Source organism: Kistimonas ophiarachnellae (assembly GCF_057552235.1).
Window position 1 is genome coordinate 33,096 of the sequence record NZ_BAAJPA010000011.1, and the last position, 18,717, is coordinate 51,812.

Sequence of the window (18,717 nt, forward strand, 5' to 3'; positions counted from 1 at the left end):
TGGATAGATTTTATTAGTTTCATTTTTGGACAGCTTGGGTGATTTCTATAGGTAATTTTGAAGAGTCTTTAATTAAGTCAATGCAGTATTTGAATGTGTCAACTAGTCGCTTTTTTGTTGCTGATTTAGGGCTAAAATATTCTCCGCTGAAATCAATATCTTTTAGGTTTTTTAGTATGCTGTCAAAGTTTAAATCTTTGTCAAGTGTTACCATTTTTCTTGTTAATATTTCTTTAAGTAGCACGAATTGTGCAGAAATTCCAACTGTTCTGAATAAGATGTCATCGTCATTTCTGTTAATCCAAAGGTTTTTTTCTAGAGAGTCAAAGTATCTCTGGATTACTGTTAAAATTGCTTGGTCATTTCCTGTTATATAGTATTTTCTTAGTGGATATTTTTCGTTATCATCTAAGTCATTTCTAGAGCCGTATCCAACTATCTTCTTTTTGTTTACTATATATTTGTCTTTTTTAGAGTTTCCAGTTAACAGTGATGTCACGCCTTCAATAAAAGCTGCTGATGATATTGTCCATTTTTCTTCGTTTTTATCAAATCCCTTTATTAATTGTATTCGACCTTTTAATGCTCCTTTTTGATTTAGTTCTCTTGATATCTTAACTGCTAGGATATCAGGTGACCAAGTCATTCTATCAGTTTCATCCAGCTGATAGCCAAATAATTGATAAGCAAGACTTTTATCGACAGGTTTTTGATTGAAGTTGATTGTGGAAAATACAAGTGCTTGTGTTGGAGGAGGTAAATCAATGAATATAGAACAAGGAAGATTCATTGATATATTTGAGTCATAGAAGCCATTTATTCTATGTTGACCGTCAATGATTGAGCATATTTTTAAGCTATCATCAGGCACATTTATGAAATATTCCTTCCCTTCTGGGTGGTTTGGATTTTTGAATACTTCTACTTCCCAACGTTTGTCTGGATCAACTTCTAATTTATCATCTAGATGATAGTTTGCACTCAAGATTATCGAGTTTGGTATAGTGCAGTTATGTGTCGATATGTAGTCTCTTATTTCTTTTATTCTATTCTTTTGAGTTGCTCTTTGATTTCCGGTTAGGCTTTCATTTTCAAATCGAGCCTCTCTGGAGAAAGTTACTTTTTTTAAGAAGTCAGTGCTCAATGATGCGATGTAAAACTCGCCGATAGGTTGGAGAACTTTAATGCATGGTATTCTCATAGACCTGCTCCTTCCAGCTCAGACTCATTGCTCTTGCTATTTTCACTCGCATAGTCGACTCCTAAGTTTTCATTTATAGCTCGCTCATTTATTTTTTGAAATAATGGTCGATGTATGTTGACAAATAGCCAAAGTAATAAAGTTGCTACTAATCCGTAGTAGTCGCTGTCAGTGCTCTTAAATGAATAAAATGATAATACAACACATATAGCCCAAAAGAATAACGCCATGTGAACAGTAAGTTTTGCTTCGTGATAATCTGCTTTTTGAGGCAGGTTTTCTTCTTTTTCATCAAAAAAATAGTCAACGCCCATGCCTCCTAGAGATGCAATGCAAAATGTAAAAATTGATAGTTTTTGTACATCTGTAGGTGTGTTTGATCCGCCAGGAAAATATTCAATCCATATACCCATAGTACTTAAGCCAATGGCTAGTATTGAAAAAATAATGTAATTGGGGTTTATTAGTATGGAAAAAAATATTTTAAAGATTAATTCGATTAGTTTTTTCCAGTTTTTAAAGTGTGAGAGAAAATGCATAAGCGATTTTAATTTTCCTATAATGTAGTCTTTGTTTGGTATCATGTTTTATGCTGTTGTTTTTTCTAGGATTTTTGATGTTTTAAATTAATGCTGATTCTATAAAGTTGAATAAGGAGCGGTTTAAAAACCGCTCACTGTCACGCTTAAATGTGCTTAAGCCCAGCTCTATTATTTTTTAATCAGCTCCCAAAAGGCCAAGTCTTGAATCTTCTTCGGCTTATCTTTTCCACCGACATAAATTGAGCGATGTTTCTCTAGTTCCAAAATCTGCCCCATAATCCGTTCTCCCTCTGCTTTCCCAGAGGTATTGAAGATCGCCTGAATATCCTGCCGTTTCAGCTTGGAAACCTTATGAATTACCCAGGTATTGATATAGCTGGAGAAGTCATTGTCATCGGTACGGAAATGGTCCAGCTCCTGGGTAGAAAGAATGGTGCCCACCCCGAATTCCCGGCCTTCCTTCAGCAGCATACGCAGGCTGGTAAAGTCCTGGCGCATAAAGTTGTCCGCTTCATCCACCAACACAAACTTGGTGAGCTGGCGGAACTTGCCGTCAATCTTCGAGCTGCCCTGCTGGTGCATCTGGTTGTAGAAAATATCCAGGGTGATCGCCACCACCAGGTTCTGGATTTTCGGGTCATACCCGGAAAGGTTGATCACCGTAACGCCACTCACCATGTCGTAGAGTGACTGGGTGTTTTCCGGCTGGCTTTCAAAAATCTGGAAGCTGATCAGGTCATCCAGCGCGGCATAGAGGGTATCCCGCTCAATCTTTTCTTCCGCCTCAAAAATATCCCACACCTGTTGAATTGTCGGTGCCGGGCGGCTCCAGGTGGTCGGGTCCTGGGGTGTAATGCCTGCTTTGTCATAGGCATCCATCACCAGGTTGCGCACCTTGTTCTGCTGTTTTGGCCCCAGGTTGAAGGCCGTACACAGGGTGGACCGGAACAGGTTAGCCGTATGCACCGGCAGCATCGGTTTATTGCCGAACAGGGCCAGGGGGTTAAACGGCAGGTTGTAGAGGTCGAACACCTTGGCGTTGGTCGCCCTAACGAAATCGTCCTTAATGTAGTCCGCCTTGTAGTCCAGAATCAGGATGCCCAGTGGCAGCCCGTCCACATTCTTGTCCTGCTCCCGCACCAGCTGGGTAATCAGGCTCTTGGTAAACTGGGTTTTCCCCGTACCCATGGTGCCGATGATGGCGGTATTGGGGTTGAGGATTTTCTCTGTATTGGTCACTTCCCAGTAGGCGGGTCGGCCGCTCATTATTTCCGTGCCAAATTGCAGTTTCATGGCCGCATTCTGACGGGGGGCGCTTTCTGTTGAGCCTTCGCCTGACGTGCTGTCTGTCTCCACCGCCGGTTCGGGTGACGTGATTGTAACTGGCGTGGCATCAATGATTTCCGGTGTTTCTTCGTCGCTTTCCTCTACCGGTGGCTGATAGGTGCTGGATGCCAGGGCGTCCCCCATAATCCAGCGCTGGTCGATCTGCAGCTTATTGTCATCAACCAGTTTCGGTTTCAGGATTTTGAGCGGTTGGCTGACGAGCATATCCAGGTAACTGATGGGAATTTCCAGCTGCAGGATGCCCTCAATTTCTTCTGCCTGAGTTTGGTAAACCCCTTCGCCGTCCAGGTGGGCGACGACCAGACCTGCCGGGTAATCGTTCAGGCTGCCCAAACGGTAATCGCCGTTGAGCCAGGTTTCACGGTGGTCCAGAATCGGGCGGAAATAGTCCGCTTCAAAGACGTTGTAGAGCTGGTACTTTTCTATCTGCAGCAACACCTGGCGCATCAGCAGGCTGCGGTAAAGCCGGCCAGCCAACGTCTCCGGGCCGAACAGACCAACGGTCAGGTACTCTCCCAGGGCGCGAGCCTGTTCGCGGGCGTTTTCCAGAGAGCTGCTGCCATGTTGTCCGGTTTTTACTTCCACGGGCAGCAGGTAGAGATGGTTGTCTCGGAAACCGACAAACAGAATATCGTCCGACATCTTGCCGCGGTTGTTGGGGTTTTTATGGTAGCGGGCAAAATCGCTGTCCTTCATATTCAGGCCGATATTGCCGGCAACCCGCACCATCTCGCCGACGGATAGTGGCACCCAGGTAATGTCCGAACCGGCCAGCAGGCAGCTGACCAGTTTCCAGGCGCCGATAATGCCCTGTTTGCCTTTCCGTTCGGTTTCCCGTTCTGTGACCATCTTCAGCAGCCATTCACCGTTGAACGCGTTGAATTCACTGATCAGATCGTCACCGGTCTGGCTGAGCATTTTCCGGTAAAGGTCTGTCTGCCGGGTGACCGTGATGGCATCGTACCCGGCCGAGTTGGTGTACTGGTCGGAGTAGTGGATCAGAATCAGGTTCTGTTCCTGGCGGAAGAAGTCCAAAGTGACTTTGGGGTCGATGATGGTGGTCCAGAGGGAGCTGGCGTAGGAGCGCTCCAGCAATGCCCGGAACTGATCACTGACCGCCAGACCAATGGACGAACGCTTGTGGTACTGCTCGTTAACCACCTGGCAGGGCTGTGTTAACCGGCCATACAGGCGAGCCAGTTGTAGGTGCGGTTCATCCGTTGTCTCGATATGGCGCAGACCAAATGCCGTGAGGTAACTGGCATTTTCACTGGAAGACGCTTCGCCGTTCAGCAGTCCATCGCAGGCGACACCGGAGATATGTTCATCAATGTCACTACTGACGCGCTGGATCTTCTGGTTATTCTTGAAGAAGCTCAGGTGTGCATAGGCTTGGCTGTCGACATCCTGGTGTCGGAATTTGCTGAAGGAGAGCCGGGTGCGTAGCAGGTCGATCACGGTATCCGCGTTTTCGCGGTTTTTCGTGCCTTTATCCAGGTTGTAGGCGAGCTTGATCTGATCGTAAGCGCCCATTTCTGCAAACCGGTCGAACTCGGTTTCACAGAGCCCATCGTCATACAGGTTGACGTGGATGTGATGGCTCTCGGTCAGGTGTGCTTTGTAATACTCCAGCAGCCCGGTAAAAATCTCGTGGTTATCGCTGTTGTTCACAGAATTGATAATCAGCGGGGCATCATCCACCTGACGGAACAATTCGCGGAAGGTTTTGACGAATTCTTCTACCTTGCCACGGGCCAGCTTGCTGACGAAGCTGTAACTGGTTTTTTCCTGGGGCACAATTTCCAGCCAGAAGGGGTTGTCTTCCACGGTCTGGACGTAGCTGAACTCGTGCTCGGTATCAAAAATATACGGCAGCAGCCCTTTCGGATTCAGACGTTTACGGGTGACTGGCGGCAAATCCTTGAAGGAACGGTTGGCGCTGTCGGCTTTGATGGAATCCACCAGTTTCAGATAGTAGGCCAGAACGAGCGGATGGAAGGGACTGAACCATTGTTTGCCTTCAAACTCTGCTTGCCCCAGGCGAATGATACGGCGGTTGGCATCACTCAGGCTGTGATCTAGGGGAATGGCATTCAGGTAATTCAGGCAGGCGCTAACATATTGTCGAACCAATGCTGTCAGCTCAGGTCCCCACGAAGCCAGGGATAGCAGGGTTTTCTTACGCTGCAGATAGGTGACCAGTTCACGCCAGGCGCGGTAGATCTCCGGCGCATCCACTTCCAGTTGATCGGCAGAAGTGGCGTAGCTGCCTTGGGTGATAAGGTGCTTTTCGATGAAAGCTTCTTCACGCTGCAACAGGGCCAGGCGTCGGCCGACAACTTTGTTTTCCCGGTTATCCAGCACTACCTTGCCCTTGTTACTCAGTAACTGACCGTTGTAGTTGTCGTTGAATAACAGGTTGAAACGGTCAGCGTTCATTAACAGGGGCAGGCTCAGGGTTTCCTGGCTGGCTTCACCTTCGATATTGAACAACAGCTGGCTATCACTGCTGGTGACTTTGAAGGTGACAATATCTGATTCTTCATACAGCGTCTGGTAATTGATAACGCCGTATTCAAAGGCATTGATGGCCTTGTCATTCTCTTTCAGTTGACAGGTGTCGCTGCAGGCCGGGTTGATCACCAGTTCGTGATCTTCGGTTTGCAGCGTCAGGCACTGCTGGCGTGGGTTAACCAGGAACTTGTTTTCGATATCGGTCAGATGAAAATCATCTTTGCGCAGCGCCAGAATACTGAAGCTGTAGCATTCCTTGGTGATGGGCCGGTTGGTTTTCATCGTGAAGTAAACCGGTTCACCAGAAAACGGGGCGCGCAGTGAAACACTACGGTTCTTGCTGCCAGCGACCTTGACCAGTGATGCCAGCTGAGCGATCAACGCTTTGTTGTGCTGGATGGTGATCTGGTCTTTGTCCAGAGAGCTGCCAAGGAAGGTCAGCTTAAGGTCAAACCAGTCCTGACCTTCCGGCACTACAATGATCAAATGTTTGTCTCGGGGGCCTGCGCCGGTCTCTTTTTTATTCCGGGGGCCAATCAGCTCACAGGTTTCGCACTCAGCGCTGCTGTATTCAAGTTGCTGATTTTTTTGCTTGTTGATTTCATCGGAATAAACGGTGAAATCAACCGTTTGCCAGTGGCCCGTTTCAGCCTTTTGAATATTGTCCTTGATGAATTTTTCACCCAGATCAGGTAGGCGCTCAGTCAGCTCTTCCGGAAAGTGGTGAACAACCGTATCGATCTCATTGAAGAGTTTGCGGTTCTCTTTCAGGCGGCGGTTGATCTGGGCATCGCTGGTCATTTCCGCGATGCTGTGGTCTGGCAGCAAACCCAGTTCTGTCAGGTCTGGCTCATCCCCTGCGGTGATGGACTGAAACAGTTTGCGAAAACCGAACATACTGCCGCCTTCTTCGGTCAGCTGTTCTGCCTGCCACTGAAGCAGACAGGCAAGAACGCGATTCTGCTTGGGCTGGCTGTTAATCAGGTCATCAATACGCTGCCGTACCGTTTCGGTTGCCCAGATGGCTCCCGGTGTGGCGAGGTTGTCAGCGCTGTTAATCAGAGTGTCCAGCAGGCTGTTGTGGATGATCAGCAGGGCACAGCCTTCCAGAGGTCCTGAACGTCCTGCGATTTCATCGCGCAGCATGGAGATGTAGTTTTCATTGAAGCCTTCCGGCAGCTGCTCCCGGTTTTCTGCATGAGCGACACAAACCAGTTTGACCCCATCAATTGCCACATAGGGCAGTTCTACATCTTTGAAATGGATGATACCGGTCGCCAGGTCCTTCAGAGCGAGGAACAGGCGATGGGTGTTATCGCTGTCGGGTGACTGAAACTGGTAACGGGAGCCGGCGCTGATCCGGTTATCCAGCCATTCGGTCAGCTGGCGGACCAGAAAGTGCTCAAATTGTGCTGCGGACATATACGGCGTCTCCACTGTCACTCATACGATCAACGTTGCCTACTCGTTCGTAGAAGGCAATCAGGGCCTGTTCAGATTGTTTGTCGAAATAGACACCACGCTGGCGGAATTCACTCAGGAGTTCCTGGAACCGGAGTTGCCGGTCTGCGCCGATGGCGAGATTGGTCAACAACATCAGGTAGTCCTGGTTCATCACCAGGGTTCTGCCGGAACGGCCGCGGGTCTGCATAAAGTGACAGGCGATATGGGTTTCAAACTCTTTCTGGTATTTGTCACGAATTTCGTGACGGGTGGAGCTGACCGAATAACGATTGGGGTCAAACTGATCGATGGCATAGCGGGTGAGCAGCCTTAACTGGGATGTAGGACTACTACCGTCTGCTTCTCGGGCTTTGATTTTCCGTTTGTCGCGGAATTCTTCTGCATAGCGGGCGATGCCATTGGTTAACCTAGTGGTATCTTCACCAGATTCTTCCAGTGCCTTCAGGGCGTTGCCATACTGCCACAGGGGAACGACGGCACCCTTGTTGATTTTGTTCAGGTTTTCCAGCATCGATAGGATTGGGAAAACTACACCAACAGCATTGAACAGGGCATGAAAACCGTAGCTTTTCACGTCGGTACGTTCCTGGTTTGCTTTTTCCGTATCCAGAATAAAGAACATGCGCTGGCTTTTGGGTTCCCCGTGCGGCCAGTTGCGAATGTTCAGCGCCAGTTGGGCGCAGTACAGGAAGTTATACAGTTCCAAGAAATTGTTGAACTGACTCAGCAGATACTCGGTTTTGCTGGTCAGAAAACGGATGTCGTGGGCAAACTGCTCAGCCAGAAACGGTAGGTACGGCTGTGGTGGTGTTTTTGTCTCTTTCTTTGACTCGGGCTTACCCAGATACTTTTGAAGCATATCCAGAAAGATCTGTTCAATAAAGTTGGCTTTGCTCTGCAGTTCGCTGTGCTGAGGGTGTTGTGCCAGAAAACTATGGAAGATATCGCTCAGGTGGCCGCTCGCTGCTGTTGATTTGTTCTTTTGCCCTAACAGCAAAAACTCAGGGGAAGCTTTGATCAGAGCGTCGTTCTGGAAATACATTTTTTCCAGGTGATCGAGCATCGGTTGTTCTTCAGACAGCAGTGCGCCGATTTCATCCAGGCAGGTCGCCTTGTATTCGTCGAAATCAAAATTTTTACTGTCCAGCTCTTTGCCAATCAGTAAACCGAGTATTTTTCCCGCGACGGTGTCGTAGTCAAACTCATTCTTTTTGTTGCGAATCGGAAAATAATGATTAATGACATTATTTTCTGGCGGCTTTGTGGAGCCGAGTTCGCCTAATCTTTCAATCAGCATCATCTCAGCCCTCTACAGTAATCTCGTCTTCATCAAGGTCGTTAGTCAGTGTCCACTGCTGATCAGCACGCGTGATCGTCAGGGTGTCAGAACCACGCAACTTACGGGTAATGTCGTCAATCAGTTCTTCCAGGATGACAATGTTGTTTTTGTCGTGCTTATTGGGGCGATAGCCCTGGTTGATCTTCATGATCAAGTCTAAAAAATTGGCGCTTACCGGAATCGGTTCCAGGTCGATATCGCCAAGTTTTAGACAGGTGTGGAAAGAACTCAGACGTTTGGGCCGGTTTTCGCTGATGCGCTTCAGGCTTTCCTTGAGTTCCGCCCGGGTAGACAGCTGATAGCCATTGTAATCAGCCAGGAACAACTGTTTGTGTCGGGAGAGTTCTGGCGCAAAGCGATTGGCAAAGCGGAAGATCGCTTCTAAGAGGTCTCGTTGATAAAACCTGCGGAGCGCTTTTTTCTGTGTGGCACTACCGTCGTAGTTGTAATGCAGCAGCCATATCCGAATATATTCGTCGTATAACTGACTCTGGAAATCATCCCGGAAGGTATGGTGGAAATTGTTACCGAAATCAATGTCCTGAATCAGGTAGAACAGGCGAATCCAGGAGCCGGTCTGCATGTTGTCAGCGGTGATCAGTCCGGACAGTTGTTCTCTGAATGTCTCGAATTCAGTATCCGTAATATTCAGTGATTTCTGAATCAGAAACAGATCAACGGCCCTGGACCGGATGGTGCAGGGATCAAAATGGCAAAGCGCCGAGCACAGTTCAGTTTTGTGGCTGCTGAATAGGTTATCAAACAGATAGCCGTCGCCAGTCAAAATATGATGAATAAAATCCAGCAACGTTCGAGCGGTCAAAAACTGCTCGTACTTGAGGCGCACTTTCAACAGAAGCCGAATGATAACCTGCTGGACTTCGGGGTATTGCAGTAGCCGGTAGTTGGTATGCAGTGTGCTGCTAGTAGCGCCGGTTTCCTGTTTCCAGGCCTGATAAAAGGGATTGTCGTCTGTTTCCTGGGTGAGCTTCTTTAGAAGCTTTTCAATAAAGGGTGCAGTAACACCTGCTTCATGGGGCAGGAATTTCGGATACTGTTCAAAATCCAGGAAAACATGGTGCGGTGCAATATTGCTGTGGCGATCATCCAGGAAGGCTTTTATGGATGCCTTGATACCTGCAAAGTCATCGCTGCCTTCTTCGGCATAATTGCCCAGCATACCGACATTGATGCCGATGACCAGAGGGCGGTTGTTGGCACGGTGTTGGGTGAACTTGTGATCCAGTGTCTCAATGGCGGACATATCCGGCTGGAAGCTGTGGGTTGCATCCAGGTGAAAGTCCAGACGGTCCTGATAGAGGTTGTAGTAGCGGGTCAGTATTTCAGATTTACCGTCACCACTGGAACCGCAGAGGAAAATGATGTGCTGCGGTGAATCGGCTTGTTGAAGGGCGTCCTGAAATGCAGTCTCTATCGCCGTTTGGATGTAGAGGTAGTCTTTCAGTGTGTCATTACCCTGGTTGCCCAGTGTCCGCACGGCCTGGGCCGAGGAGCGGGACAGTGTATCCAGCAGGCTGTGAAGATTCATGATATATGCAGGGTGTCGCTGATTGAATAATGTAATGACATGGTGGCTAGCGGTCGTTTAGCAGGTCTCTTTGAATGAAGTAAATTTCAGGCACACTACCGTCCTGAGATTCAGTTATGGCCTTTATTGCCATAACGGAGCATGGGTCTCGCTAGCTCAATATTGTCGTATAAGTCAGGATTGGGCTATTTAACCAGAAAAAAAATAGGGTTGCTATTAGGCGCTCCTCGGAGGCTTTTACGGTATGTCGAGCCATTTATCAGGCATGGTGCTTTGAGGTATGGGTAAACACGTTGTTGCTCGCATGATCATGAAATAACAGGGATCGTAGTAATGAAGTCGTAGAAATCGCTGTGTCTGATAACGGTACAGCTTCTATTTGCTATTGAGATACGCTGTCAGTAGGCTTGCCAGGCAAGAAAACGACAACAGTCAGAATACAAATAAAAAAACGGCACGGAGGTGGCAATTGAAGACGTTTGTTTCCAAGGGGGTAGCAGTCTGTCTGGCGGCAATAGTAATGGCACCTTCTGCGGCAGTGGCCAATAACTGGCTTGAATCAGCTACATCGGTGGCTAATAGTCTGACACAGACCGCTACAGCGAATGCAGAACAGCCACTGACACAGGCCCTGGTCGACTTGGCCATACAGCAATTAAATCTGACTCAGGTGCAGGCTGAGCATAGCCTGGGTGGTCTTTTTCATTTAGCTAAAGATAACCTGAGCAGCAGCGATTTCGCGCAGGTGTCTGATGCAGTACCGGGCGTTGATGCCCTCATGGCGCTGGCCCCGGCCATGCAGGAAGAGAGCGGTCTGCTGGGAAGTCTGATGTCTCATGCAGGCGATGCGGGTAAAGCCCTGCAGGGCGCCAATTACATGAAAGGCATTCTGGATGAATATGGTGTACCACTGGAGCAGTTGCTGCCGCTGGTTGAATTAGCCTCGGGTTACCTGAAGCAGAATGGCAGTGAAGAGCTTGCCTCCCTGTTCAAACAGGCATTGACCATTTAATACTGTCAACGCTCCCGCTTATAACCGGCGGGAGTCTGTTATTGAAAGAGAAACATTGCTCAACAGTCAGGATTAAACCGTCTCGAATCGCCTTGTTCGTTTTTCAGTAGGAATTGTTTTCTTGAACGCATATCACTATTTGAAAAAATTATTAACAAAATTAATTGCGCCTTTTTTCTGCTGTCTATACTTCCCTCGCGCTAAATAACCAGTCATACAAATGCAGGGGTATGGACATGTCGTTTGAACCTGATGTTCAAGATCAGCTTCTTAATTTAAATAACCGTGTCTACAGGTTGGAAGTCATGCATGAAGGTGAAGCCGAACCACTGAATCTGTTGCTGCAGGAACAGCGGGCCTTCCTGAACCAGATCCATACGGACAATAAACTGATCAAGGCGGATCAGCAGCGAATACGGGAAGATCAGCGGTTGCTGCGGGAAGGGCAGGAACGCCTGGTGGAAGGCCAAAGTGCGCTGGACACGCATTTAACACACCTGGCCCAGGGGCAGGAACGGCTTTGGTCTGAACAAAAGGCGATGATGGCCATTATTCAAGATCATGGCGTGCAGATCACCAGGATTGAGTCTGATGTATCAGGATTGAAATCCGACGTTTCTGAATTAAAGTCTGATGTCGTTGAATTAAAATCCGATGTTTCGAAATTAAAGTCTGATGTCGTTGAATTAAAATCCGATGTTTCGGAATTAAAGTCTGATGTCGTTGAATTAAAATCCGATATTTCGGAATTAAAGTCTGATGTCGTTGAATTAAAATCCGATGTTTCGGAATTAAAATCCGACGTTGCAGAATTAAAAGCCGACGTTTCGGAATTAAAAAAGGATAATGTTGAAATTAAAGCTCTTTTGAATCGTTTGCTTGAGGAAAAATCCTGAAACCTGTTGTTTTTTGCTTCAGGCGTCCAGAAGGCGTTGGGCATTAAGCGCCAACTATCCAATTTGGCCAACGATGTTCACCTGTCGGTCGTCCGGTATTTCGCTGAACGACAATACGCTCAGGTGCTTGGTGCAAACATGAGCAAAGCGGGCCAGCAGAGGCCGAAGCTGTGGCACCACCAATAGCACCGGTAGTTGACTATGGCTTTCCATCTGTTGTTCAACGGTGGGAAGCTTTTGTTGCAGCTGTGCGGTGAGGCTGGGTTCCAGCGGAATCGCGTCAGGGCTGTAACCGCCATTTTGGCTGGCCTGACGCCAGGCTTCCAGCAACAGCTTTTCCAATGCCGGTGACAGGGTGGTGACAGGCAATACCTTGTCCATACCAGCCAGGCTATTGAGTATCATGCGACGCAGGGCAACCCGAATGTCCTGGGCCATCACCAGTGGATTGCTGTCTTTACTCCCCGTATCGATCAGTGTGGCGGCAATGGTGCGCATATCGGTTAACGGCACCTGTTCAATCAGTAATGCCTGGCAGATGCGCATGAGCTGTCCCAGGCTCAGTTTGTCGGGAATCAGTTCATCTGCCAACCGGGGTGAGAGTTCGCGTAACTGCTCCAGCCAGTCCTGGGCTTCATCGTAACCAAACAGTTCATGGGCATGGTCCTCCATAATCTGCCCCAGGTGGGTAGCGATGATGGTGGGGCCATCCACCACGGTATACCCCTGTCGTACGGCATCCTCTTCCTGTTCCCTGGCAATCCATACGGCATCAAGACCATAACAGGGGTCATGGTCTGCGATGCCTTCCAGCTTGCCACTGGATTCCCGGGTAGCGATAGCCAGTAAATGGTCGGGTATGAACCGGCCGGTGGCGAACTGTACCCCGTGCAGGGTGATGACATAATGCTCCGGATCGAGATCCAGGTTATCCCGGATATGCACACTGGGAATCAGGAACCCCAGCTTCTGCGACAGGTTTTTGCGTACGCCACGGATGCTGCTGGTCAGTTCACTGGAACGACTGCTGTCCACCAGTGGGATCAGTCGGTAACCGATTTCCAGGCCAAGGGCGTCAGCCGGATGGAGTTCCCGCCAGTCCAGTGGCTGTTCTGTGGGCTCGGGCGCTGCGCCGCGGGTATCCGGCGCGCCGGTTTCCTGCTCGGTTTTTGCACGACGCAGTGATTTTAATCCGGGCAGGGCAACCAGTAAGCCAAGCCCGGCGAAGGCCAGGTGCGGCATACCCGGCACCAGTCCCATAATGATCAGGATGCCGGCACAAACCAGAAAGGCCCTTGGTGAACTGAATAGTTCGCTGCGAATCCGTGTCGGCATATTGCCGCTGCCAGACACACGGGTCACCATGATGGCAGCGGTGGTCGACAACAGCAGCGATGGCACCTGGGCCACCAATCCATCGCCGATGGTTAACAGCCCATAGGTATGAAATGCGGTGGCCAGAGGCAGGTCATACTGGAAAAGCCCGATGGCAATGCCGCCGATGATATTGATCGCCAGGATCAGCAGGCTGGCAACGGCATCGCCCCGGACAAACTTGCTGGCGCCGTCCATCGCCCCGTAAAAGTCGGCTTCACGACTGACGGCTTCCCGCCGTTCCCCAGCCTCCTGCTGGTTCAGAATGCCGGCGTTCAGATCGGCGTCAATGGCCATCTGTTTGCCGGGCATGGCGTCCAGGGTGAAGCGGGCAGTGACTTCTGAAATCCGGGTACACCCCTTGGTGATAACCACAAAATTGACAATCACCAGGATAATGAAGATCACAAACCCCACCACGTAGTTACCGGCAATGACAACCGTGCCAAAGGCTTCAATCACACGACCAGCTGCGTCTGTACCGGTATGTCCCTGCAACAGCACAACCCGGGTAGAAGCGACATTCAGGGCCAGCCTTAGCAGGGTGGCGATCAGCAACAGGCTGGGAAACACCGAAAAATTCAGCGGGCGGTCAATCTGGATCGCCAGCAGCAGCATTAACAGGGAAAACGCAATATTGAAGGTAAACAGGGTATCCAGCAGAAACGGTGGAATCCGCAGGATGACCATGGCCAGCGTCAGCAACAACAGGGCTGGGGTGGCCAGGTAACCGAAACGGTGCTGGTCTGAGGTATCACCCGGGTACATGGCTGGTGGCTGTCGTCTGTTGGCGGCGGTAGCGTTCCGGCAGGTCAATGACCGGCAGTTCGGGATGGTCTTCCCGTTCACCGGCCCGGTAGCGTTTCAGCTGGTAAACATAAGCCAGTATCCTGGCCACCGCCAGATAGAGATCGGCAGGAATCGTATCACCGGGTTTGACGGTGTAATACAGGGCGCGGGCCAGTACCGGGTAGAGCACTACGGTGCGGCGATGGCGCCGGGCAACAGAGATAATGGTTTTTGCCAGTTCATCCACCCCGCTGGCCAGTACCACCGGCGCCGGGGATTCGGATTCCCGGTAACGAATGGCAACGGCATAGTGCACCGGGTTGGTGATGACAAGATCTGCCCTGGGCACTTCAGCCATCATACGACGGGTGGCGATTTCACGCTGCATGCGCCGGATATGGCGACGAACCTCCGGCTTGCCTTCTTCTTCCTTATGGGTTTCCCGTGCCTGTTGATGGGTCTGCAGCAGCTGCTTGCGGTTGTGGTGCCATTGAAAGGGCATATCAATCAGGCCGGTGAACAGTAATGCCATCGCGAACATCAGCAGGGCATGGCCAAGCAGCGTGAAACCCTGCGGCAGGGCTGTCCAGACATCGTTGCCACTGAGTGACTGAAGGGAAGCTGTAGCATAGCGAATGAACAGCCACAGGCAGGTTAGCAGCAGCCCGGTCTTCAGCAGGGCTTTCACCAGTTCCATGAGCGCCTTGCTGGAGAAAAAACGACGCAGACCCTTGATCGGATTCATACGCTGCCATTTCGGTCGAACCAGTTTTCCACTGAAAATCACACCGCCCATCAGCCAGGCGCCCGCGATGGCAGACAGCAAAACGATCAGGGTCAAGGTCATCAGCAGGGACAGCAGGAGAGTACTGGCGCTGCTCATCAAGGCAAGCATGTGGCCCGGATCAGTGGCGTTCATCCACTGAAACTGCAAACAATGTTGACTGAACTGTAGCAGGGGTTCACTGAACCAGTGGGACAGCGCGGTAAACAGCAGGCAGAGTACCAGTATGACAACCGCGGCGGTCATATCTTTGGATCGGGGAACCTGGCCTTCCTCTCGGGCCTGTTTCAGGCGACGCTCGCCGGGTTCTTCGGTCTTTTCCTGGGCAACGTCTTCGTTCTCGTCAGCCATTGTTGTTTATCCCGTCAATTGTCGCATCATGATCAGTGCTTCCGTCGTATACCGGCCGACCGCATCAGCAAACCGGTGACTGGTAATCAGCAGGATAATCAGGCCAGCCAGTAAGGTGGCGGGAAAGCCAATACTCATCATGTTCAGCTGGGGGGCGGCCCGGGTCAGGAATCCCAGGGCCAGGCTGACGGTCAGCAGACTGAAAATGGCCGGCAAAGCCAGTAGCAGACCGGCAGAAAACAACCACGCAACCTGTTTGAGGAGTGCAGGCAACAGTGATTGTACGTGGGCGAATCTGCCCGCCGGGAGTGTCTGGTAACTTTCCAGCAGGATGCTAAAGACGACACCGTGACCATTCATGGCGATGAACAGGGTGAGTGCGCCGAACTGGTAGAAATGGCTCAGTGCCGGCACGCTGATACCGCCGACCGGGTCATTCAGTTGCGCCATGCCCAGTCCCATCTGCATGGCAACCAGGTTACCTGCCAGGGCAAACAGCGCCAGGTAGAGGGCGGGTATAATGCCCAGCACCAGGCCGGTCAGCAATTCCCCGGCGGTTATCAGCATGGCATCGGCAGAAAATGGCGCCATACCGGGCTGTGGCAGGGTAATCGTGGGAAAGATGGACAGCATCAGCGCAATAGCGATGATCAGGCGCAACGTTGCAGGCACCAGGTCTCCGGTGAGCGGCATGATCATCATGGCGCTACCGAGTCGGGTGACGCCCCAGATGCCTCGGCACAGCCATTCATCCACCTGGTGCAGGGACAGGGTGAAATCAGCCATCAAATCATTGGGTAATCATTGGTCATGCAATAACCCGGGTAATCTGGTTGGCGACCATCAGAAAGAAGTCGTTCAGTTCGCGGATCAGCCAGTGGGCCATGAACGCCATGACCAGCAGCGTCACAATCAGGCGTGGCAGCACGGTCAGGCTCTGCTCGTTGATCTGGGTTGCGGCCTGGATGACGCTGATCATCAGGCTGACCAGCAGACCCGGCACAATCAGCAGCGCCACTACCCGTACTACTACGATCAGGGCATTGCGAAGCAGGTCGGCGGCGAGATCGGGTGTCATACGTCAGGATTCCGGTATCTGGATCAGGTGGCCACACTGCCTGCGAGACTGCTGACTGTCAGGTTCCAGCCGTCTACCAGCACAAAGACCATCAACTTTAACGGCAGGGAAATCACCAGGGGCGAAAGCATGATCATACCCAGCGCCATCAGGATGCTGGAGACAATCAGGTCAATCACGAGAAAGGGCAGAAACAATAGAAAGCCTATCTGGAAGGCGGTTTTCAGTTCGCTGGTCAGGAAGGCAGGAATCAACGTGGTCAGGGGGATATCGTCCGGTGAAGTCTGCGCATCAGCGCCGCTCAGGGTCATAAACTGTTCCAGGTCGGTAGTCCGGGTATTGATCTGCATGAACCGGTGAATGGGATCTCGCGCTGTGGCCACGGCCTCCTGGAACGTCAATTGTTCCCTCATCCAGGGATCAATGGCTTTTTCCCAGATGGTGTCGAAGACCGGGCGCATGACAAACAAGGTCAGAAACAGGGCAATGCCGATCAGTACCCGGTTAGGCGGTGTCTGCTGTAGCCCCAGGGCCTGGCGCAGAATCGCGAGGACAATAATAAACCGGGTGAAACTGGTCATGCAGAGCAGTGCGGCAGGCAAGAGTGTCAATGCCGTCAGGAGCAGCAGAATCTGCAGGTTGACAGTGTAATCGCGGGTGACATCGCCGTCAGTCACTGAGATTAAGGGCATTGAGGGTGCCCCATAGGCTGCCCCTGTCAGGAGCAGGGTAGAGGCCAGCATGGCGCACAGTAACGTAATAGGCGGCAGTGGTTTCATGATGATGATCCGACGCTGGCCGTTTTGTTGAGACGGGCGGAGGGACTGACGATATCCAGCAACCGTATACCGTAGCGTTCATTGACCAGCACGACTTCGGCCCGGGCAATCAGAACACCATTGGCTTTGACATCCAGCGGCTCCTCTTCGCTGCGGTCGAGGCTGATCACATCGCCGGGTTGCATCGCCATCAGTTCCCCGATCGTGATACGACGGCCGCCGACTTCCAGGGTCAGGTGGACCGGTATGTTTTTGACCAGCTCAATATCACCGGCGTCAGTATCCATTGCTGCAGCCGTGCCTGTAGGAGAGGGAGTACTGGCAGGCGTTGGTTCAGAAAGGGCAGGCTCATCATTCTCTGATTCTGACGGTTCACGAGCATGCACAGTGGATGAAGTTTCAGGCTGTATCGGACCCATAAAATCGGGTGGATGATCACATTCGAGAGTTTCATCCGTCAGGGGAGACGCGGGCATGGCCTGCATGGTGTCGTCATCGGGCTCAATGAGAACGTCGTCATCCGTTGTCTTTGCCTGTTCTATGGCCTGCTCTATGGGGGCCTCTTTCTGTTGCGTATCTTCCTCATCAGCGATTGCGATATCGGTTTCCCCGTTGTCGTGCATGTCACAACCTCCTGCAGGCTGCCAGGTGGTTAATGTTGAGCGCCGTCAGGAAGCGTTAAGACTTGCCAGGAATGCCAGTGCCAGGTGGCCACTGCCAATACCCACGCGTGCAGTAAACAATGGTTGATCCGCTGCATTGACGACAACGGTTTCCTGGAGTGGCAAGGGAACAATGTCGCCTTTCCTGAAATCCATGATTTTCTGCAGGGGCAGGGTTTGCTCAGCAAGAATGGCCCGTAGTTCCACCGGCGCCTGGGACAGTGCGGTTGTCAGGCGCTGTCGCCAATGTGGGTGTTGTGCGGTCAGGTTACCGCTCTTTCCCGGTGCAATACGTTCCAGCAGTGACATGGGCATGCTGATTTCGAAGGTTCCCGTACTCTCTTCTGTCAGCTTCAGTCGGTAGCGAGACTGCAAAAACAGCCCCTCCAGTGGCAAGTCATCGTTACTCATCGTGTCCTGAAGACGGAGAGTCAGCGAAGGTAGCGGATGCCAGACTTCCTGCCAGCTGGTCAGCAGGCATTGGGCGATGGCTTCGAACAGGTAGTGCTCTGCCCGGGTGGGAGGCGTGGATACGGTGTCGGTAGAGGAATCCTGACCAGGATCGCCATTACCACCAAAAAAGCGCTCAAACAACGACGACAACAATGCCGGCGCCAATGAGAGATAACCGAGGTCATTGTGTCTATGGCCGTCATCGGTAGTCATGGAGACTGAAAAGCGTTTGGTGATTGCCGGGGTAGTAATGGCTTCTTTGGGCCTGACAATCTCCGCGCCCAGGTGTTCCAGTTGGGTACAGGCGAGTTCCAGTTCCCGCGACATCTGCTTGGGGAAAAGATGAAGGAACGGTTTTACCAACTGATCCTGCAGGTTGAGCAGATAGACTGCCTGAAAGCGGGGATGGGTCAGACTGCAGGGGCTGATTGTTGTTTCGCTGCACGGGGCGTCGTTATCCCGTGTATGAGATGTTAGGCGTTGAGGGCTAATGTCCACGGGAAGTCAGCAACCATTCATACTACGTTGGTCTGCTAATCATAATCTAAAATTTCTGACGTGCAGGCTCAATTGCAGTTTATGG

Annotated in this window: 15 protein-coding genes; 2 read left to right on the forward strand and 13 right to left on the reverse strand. The window is 50.9% G+C overall.

All coding sequences use genetic code 11. The annotated features are described in order from the left end of the window. Nucleotides 1-19: 19 nt before the first annotated feature. The 5 genes from AC27K1_RS14515 to dptF all read right to left on the reverse strand — a co-directional run bounded on the left by AC27K1_RS14515 (nucleotide 20) and on the right by dptF (nucleotide 9,956). The gene (locus tag AC27K1_RS14515) at nucleotides 20-1,201 is read right to left on the reverse strand and encodes a DGQHR domain-containing protein (RefSeq protein WP_487151533.1); all 1,182 of its coding nucleotides are present in this window, start codon (nucleotides 1,199-1,201) and stop codon (nucleotides 20-22) included. Next, the gene (locus AC27K1_RS14520) at nucleotides 1,198-1,785 is read right to left on the reverse strand and encodes a hypothetical protein (RefSeq protein ID WP_487151534.1); all 588 of its coding nucleotides are present in this window, start codon (nucleotides 1,783-1,785) and stop codon (nucleotides 1,198-1,200) included. Before AC27K1_RS14520 ends, AC27K1_RS14515 begins: the two co-directional genes overlap by 4 nt. A 126-nt stretch (nucleotides 1,786-1,911) precedes the next feature. Then, on the reverse strand, nucleotides 1,912-7,026 hold the full coding sequence (gene dptH / locus AC27K1_RS14525; protein ID WP_487151535.1) for a DNA phosphorothioation-dependent restriction protein DptH: 5,115 nt from the start codon (nucleotides 7,024-7,026) through the stop codon (nucleotides 1,912-1,914). Next, nucleotides 7,007-8,368: a DNA phosphorothioation-dependent restriction protein DptG gene (dptG, locus tag AC27K1_RS14530; protein ID WP_487151536.1), complete on the reverse strand. Its 1,362-nt coding sequence runs from the start codon at nucleotides 8,366-8,368 to the stop codon at nucleotides 7,007-7,009. The genes dptH and dptG overlap by 20 nt, the downstream gene beginning before the upstream one ends. A gap of 1 nt (nucleotide 8,369) precedes the next feature. Then, entirely contained in the window at nucleotides 8,370-9,956 is a 1,587-nt protein-coding gene (gene dptF / locus AC27K1_RS14535) for a DNA phosphorothioation-dependent restriction protein DptF (protein ID WP_487151537.1), read from the reverse strand. A gap of 520 nt (nucleotides 9,957-10,476) precedes the next feature. Here dptF and AC27K1_RS14540 point away from each other — a divergent pair. Further along, nucleotides 10,477-10,968 carry a DUF2780 domain-containing protein gene (locus tag AC27K1_RS14540; protein WP_487151538.1) on the forward strand — a complete coding sequence of 164 codons (492 nt, stop codon included), beginning with the start codon at nucleotides 10,477-10,479 and terminating at the stop codon, nucleotides 10,966-10,968. 275 nt (nucleotides 10,969-11,243) lie between these two features. Here the strand turns inward: AC27K1_RS14540 and AC27K1_RS14545 are convergent, their stop codons facing one another. Beyond that, nucleotides 11,244-11,456 carry a hypothetical protein gene (locus AC27K1_RS14545; RefSeq protein WP_487151539.1) on the reverse strand — a complete coding sequence of 71 codons (213 nt, stop codon included), beginning with the start codon at nucleotides 11,454-11,456 and terminating at the stop codon, nucleotides 11,244-11,246. Here AC27K1_RS14545 and AC27K1_RS14550 point away from each other — a divergent pair. After that, nucleotides 11,427-11,864 (forward strand): hypothetical protein, encoded by a 438-nt coding sequence (locus AC27K1_RS14550; protein ID WP_487151540.1) that lies wholly within the window; start codon nucleotides 11,427-11,429, stop codon nucleotides 11,862-11,864. The genes AC27K1_RS14545 and AC27K1_RS14550 overlap by 30 nt on opposite strands. 54 nt (nucleotides 11,865-11,918) lie before the next feature. Here the strand turns inward: AC27K1_RS14550 and flhA are convergent, their stop codons facing one another. Genes flhA through AC27K1_RS14585 form a run of 7 tightly spaced genes read right to left on the reverse strand, consistent with a single transcriptional unit; the run spans nucleotide 11,919 to nucleotide 18,497 of the window. Then, a complete protein-coding gene (flhA, locus tag AC27K1_RS14555; RefSeq protein ID WP_487151541.1) occupies nucleotides 11,919-14,006 on the reverse strand; it encodes a flagellar biosynthesis protein FlhA in 2,088 nt (695 codons plus the stop codon). Continuing rightward, nucleotides 13,993-15,162, reverse strand: a complete 1,170-nt coding sequence (locus AC27K1_RS14560; RefSeq protein ID WP_487151542.1) for an EscU/YscU/HrcU family type III secretion system export apparatus switch protein — start codon at nucleotides 15,160-15,162, stop codon at nucleotides 13,993-13,995. The genes flhA and AC27K1_RS14560 overlap by 14 nt, the downstream gene beginning before the upstream one ends. Before the next feature lie 6 nt (nucleotides 15,163-15,168). Continuing rightward, nucleotides 15,169-15,948 (reverse strand): flagellar biosynthetic protein FliR, encoded by a 780-nt coding sequence (fliR, locus tag AC27K1_RS14565; protein WP_487151543.1) that lies wholly within the window; start codon nucleotides 15,946-15,948, stop codon nucleotides 15,169-15,171. A 22-nt stretch (nucleotides 15,949-15,970) separates the two neighbouring features. Beyond that, complete coding sequence (locus AC27K1_RS14570) at nucleotides 15,971-16,240, reverse strand: flagellar biosynthetic protein FliQ (RefSeq protein ID WP_487151544.1); 270 nt, start codon at nucleotides 16,238-16,240, stop codon at nucleotides 15,971-15,973. A 23-nt stretch (nucleotides 16,241-16,263) separates the two neighbouring features. Continuing rightward, a complete protein-coding gene (fliP, locus tag AC27K1_RS14575; RefSeq protein ID WP_487151545.1) occupies nucleotides 16,264-17,019 on the reverse strand; it encodes a flagellar type III secretion system pore protein FliP in 756 nt (251 codons plus the stop codon). After that, nucleotides 17,016-17,642 carry a flagellar motor switch protein FliN gene (fliN, locus tag AC27K1_RS14580; RefSeq protein ID WP_487151546.1) on the reverse strand — a complete coding sequence of 209 codons (627 nt, stop codon included), beginning with the start codon at nucleotides 17,640-17,642 and terminating at the stop codon, nucleotides 17,016-17,018. Before fliN ends, fliP begins: the two co-directional genes overlap by 4 nt. A gap of 45 nt (nucleotides 17,643-17,687) precedes the next feature. Further along, nucleotides 17,688-18,497, reverse strand: coding sequence for a FliM/FliN family flagellar motor switch protein (locus AC27K1_RS14585; protein WP_487151547.1), 810 nt, complete (start codon nucleotides 18,495-18,497; stop codon nucleotides 17,688-17,690). Between the last annotated feature and the right edge of the window lie 220 nt (nucleotides 18,498-18,717).

Excerpts from the sequence above, each read along its gene's own strand:
- AC27K1_RS14515 (WP_487151533.1), bottom strand. The coding sequence starts at position 1,201 with ATGAGAATACCATGCATTAAAGTTCTCCAACCTATCGGCGAGTTTTAC.
- AC27K1_RS14520 (WP_487151534.1), bottom strand. The coding sequence starts at position 1,785 with ATGATACCAAACAAAGACTACATTATAGGAAAATTAAAATCGCTTATG.
- dptH (WP_487151535.1), bottom strand. The coding sequence starts at position 7,026 with ATGTCCGCAGCACAATTTGAGCACTTTCTGGTCCGCCAGCTGACCGAA.
- dptG (WP_487151536.1), bottom strand. The coding sequence starts at position 8,368 with ATGATGCTGATTGAAAGATTAGGCGAACTCGGCTCCACAAAGCCGCCA.
- dptF (WP_487151537.1), bottom strand. The coding sequence starts at position 9,956 with ATGAATCTTCACAGCCTGCTGGATACACTGTCCCGCTCCTCGGCCCAG.
- AC27K1_RS14540 (WP_487151538.1), top strand. The coding sequence starts at position 10,477 with ATGGCACCTTCTGCGGCAGTGGCCAATAACTGGCTTGAATCAGCTACA.
- AC27K1_RS14545 (WP_487151539.1), bottom strand. The coding sequence starts at position 11,456 with ATGCGTGTCCAGCGCACTTTGGCCTTCCACCAGGCGTTCCTGCCCTTC.
- flhA (WP_487151541.1), bottom strand. The coding sequence starts at position 14,006 with ATGTACCCGGGTGATACCTCAGACCAGCACCGTTTCGGTTACCTGGCC.
- AC27K1_RS14560 (WP_487151542.1), bottom strand. The coding sequence starts at position 15,162 with ATGGCTGACGAGAACGAAGACGTTGCCCAGGAAAAGACCGAAGAACCC.
- fliR (WP_487151543.1), bottom strand. The coding sequence starts at position 15,948 with ATGGCTGATTTCACCCTGTCCCTGCACCAGGTGGATGAATGGCTGTGC.
- AC27K1_RS14570 (WP_487151544.1), bottom strand. The coding sequence starts at position 16,240 with ATGACACCCGATCTCGCCGCCGACCTGCTTCGCAATGCCCTGATCGTA.
- fliP (WP_487151545.1), bottom strand. The coding sequence starts at position 17,019 with ATGAAACCACTGCCGCCTATTACGTTACTGTGCGCCATGCTGGCCTCT.
- fliN (WP_487151546.1), bottom strand. The coding sequence starts at position 17,642 with ATGCACGACAACGGGGAAACCGATATCGCAATCGCTGATGAGGAAGAT.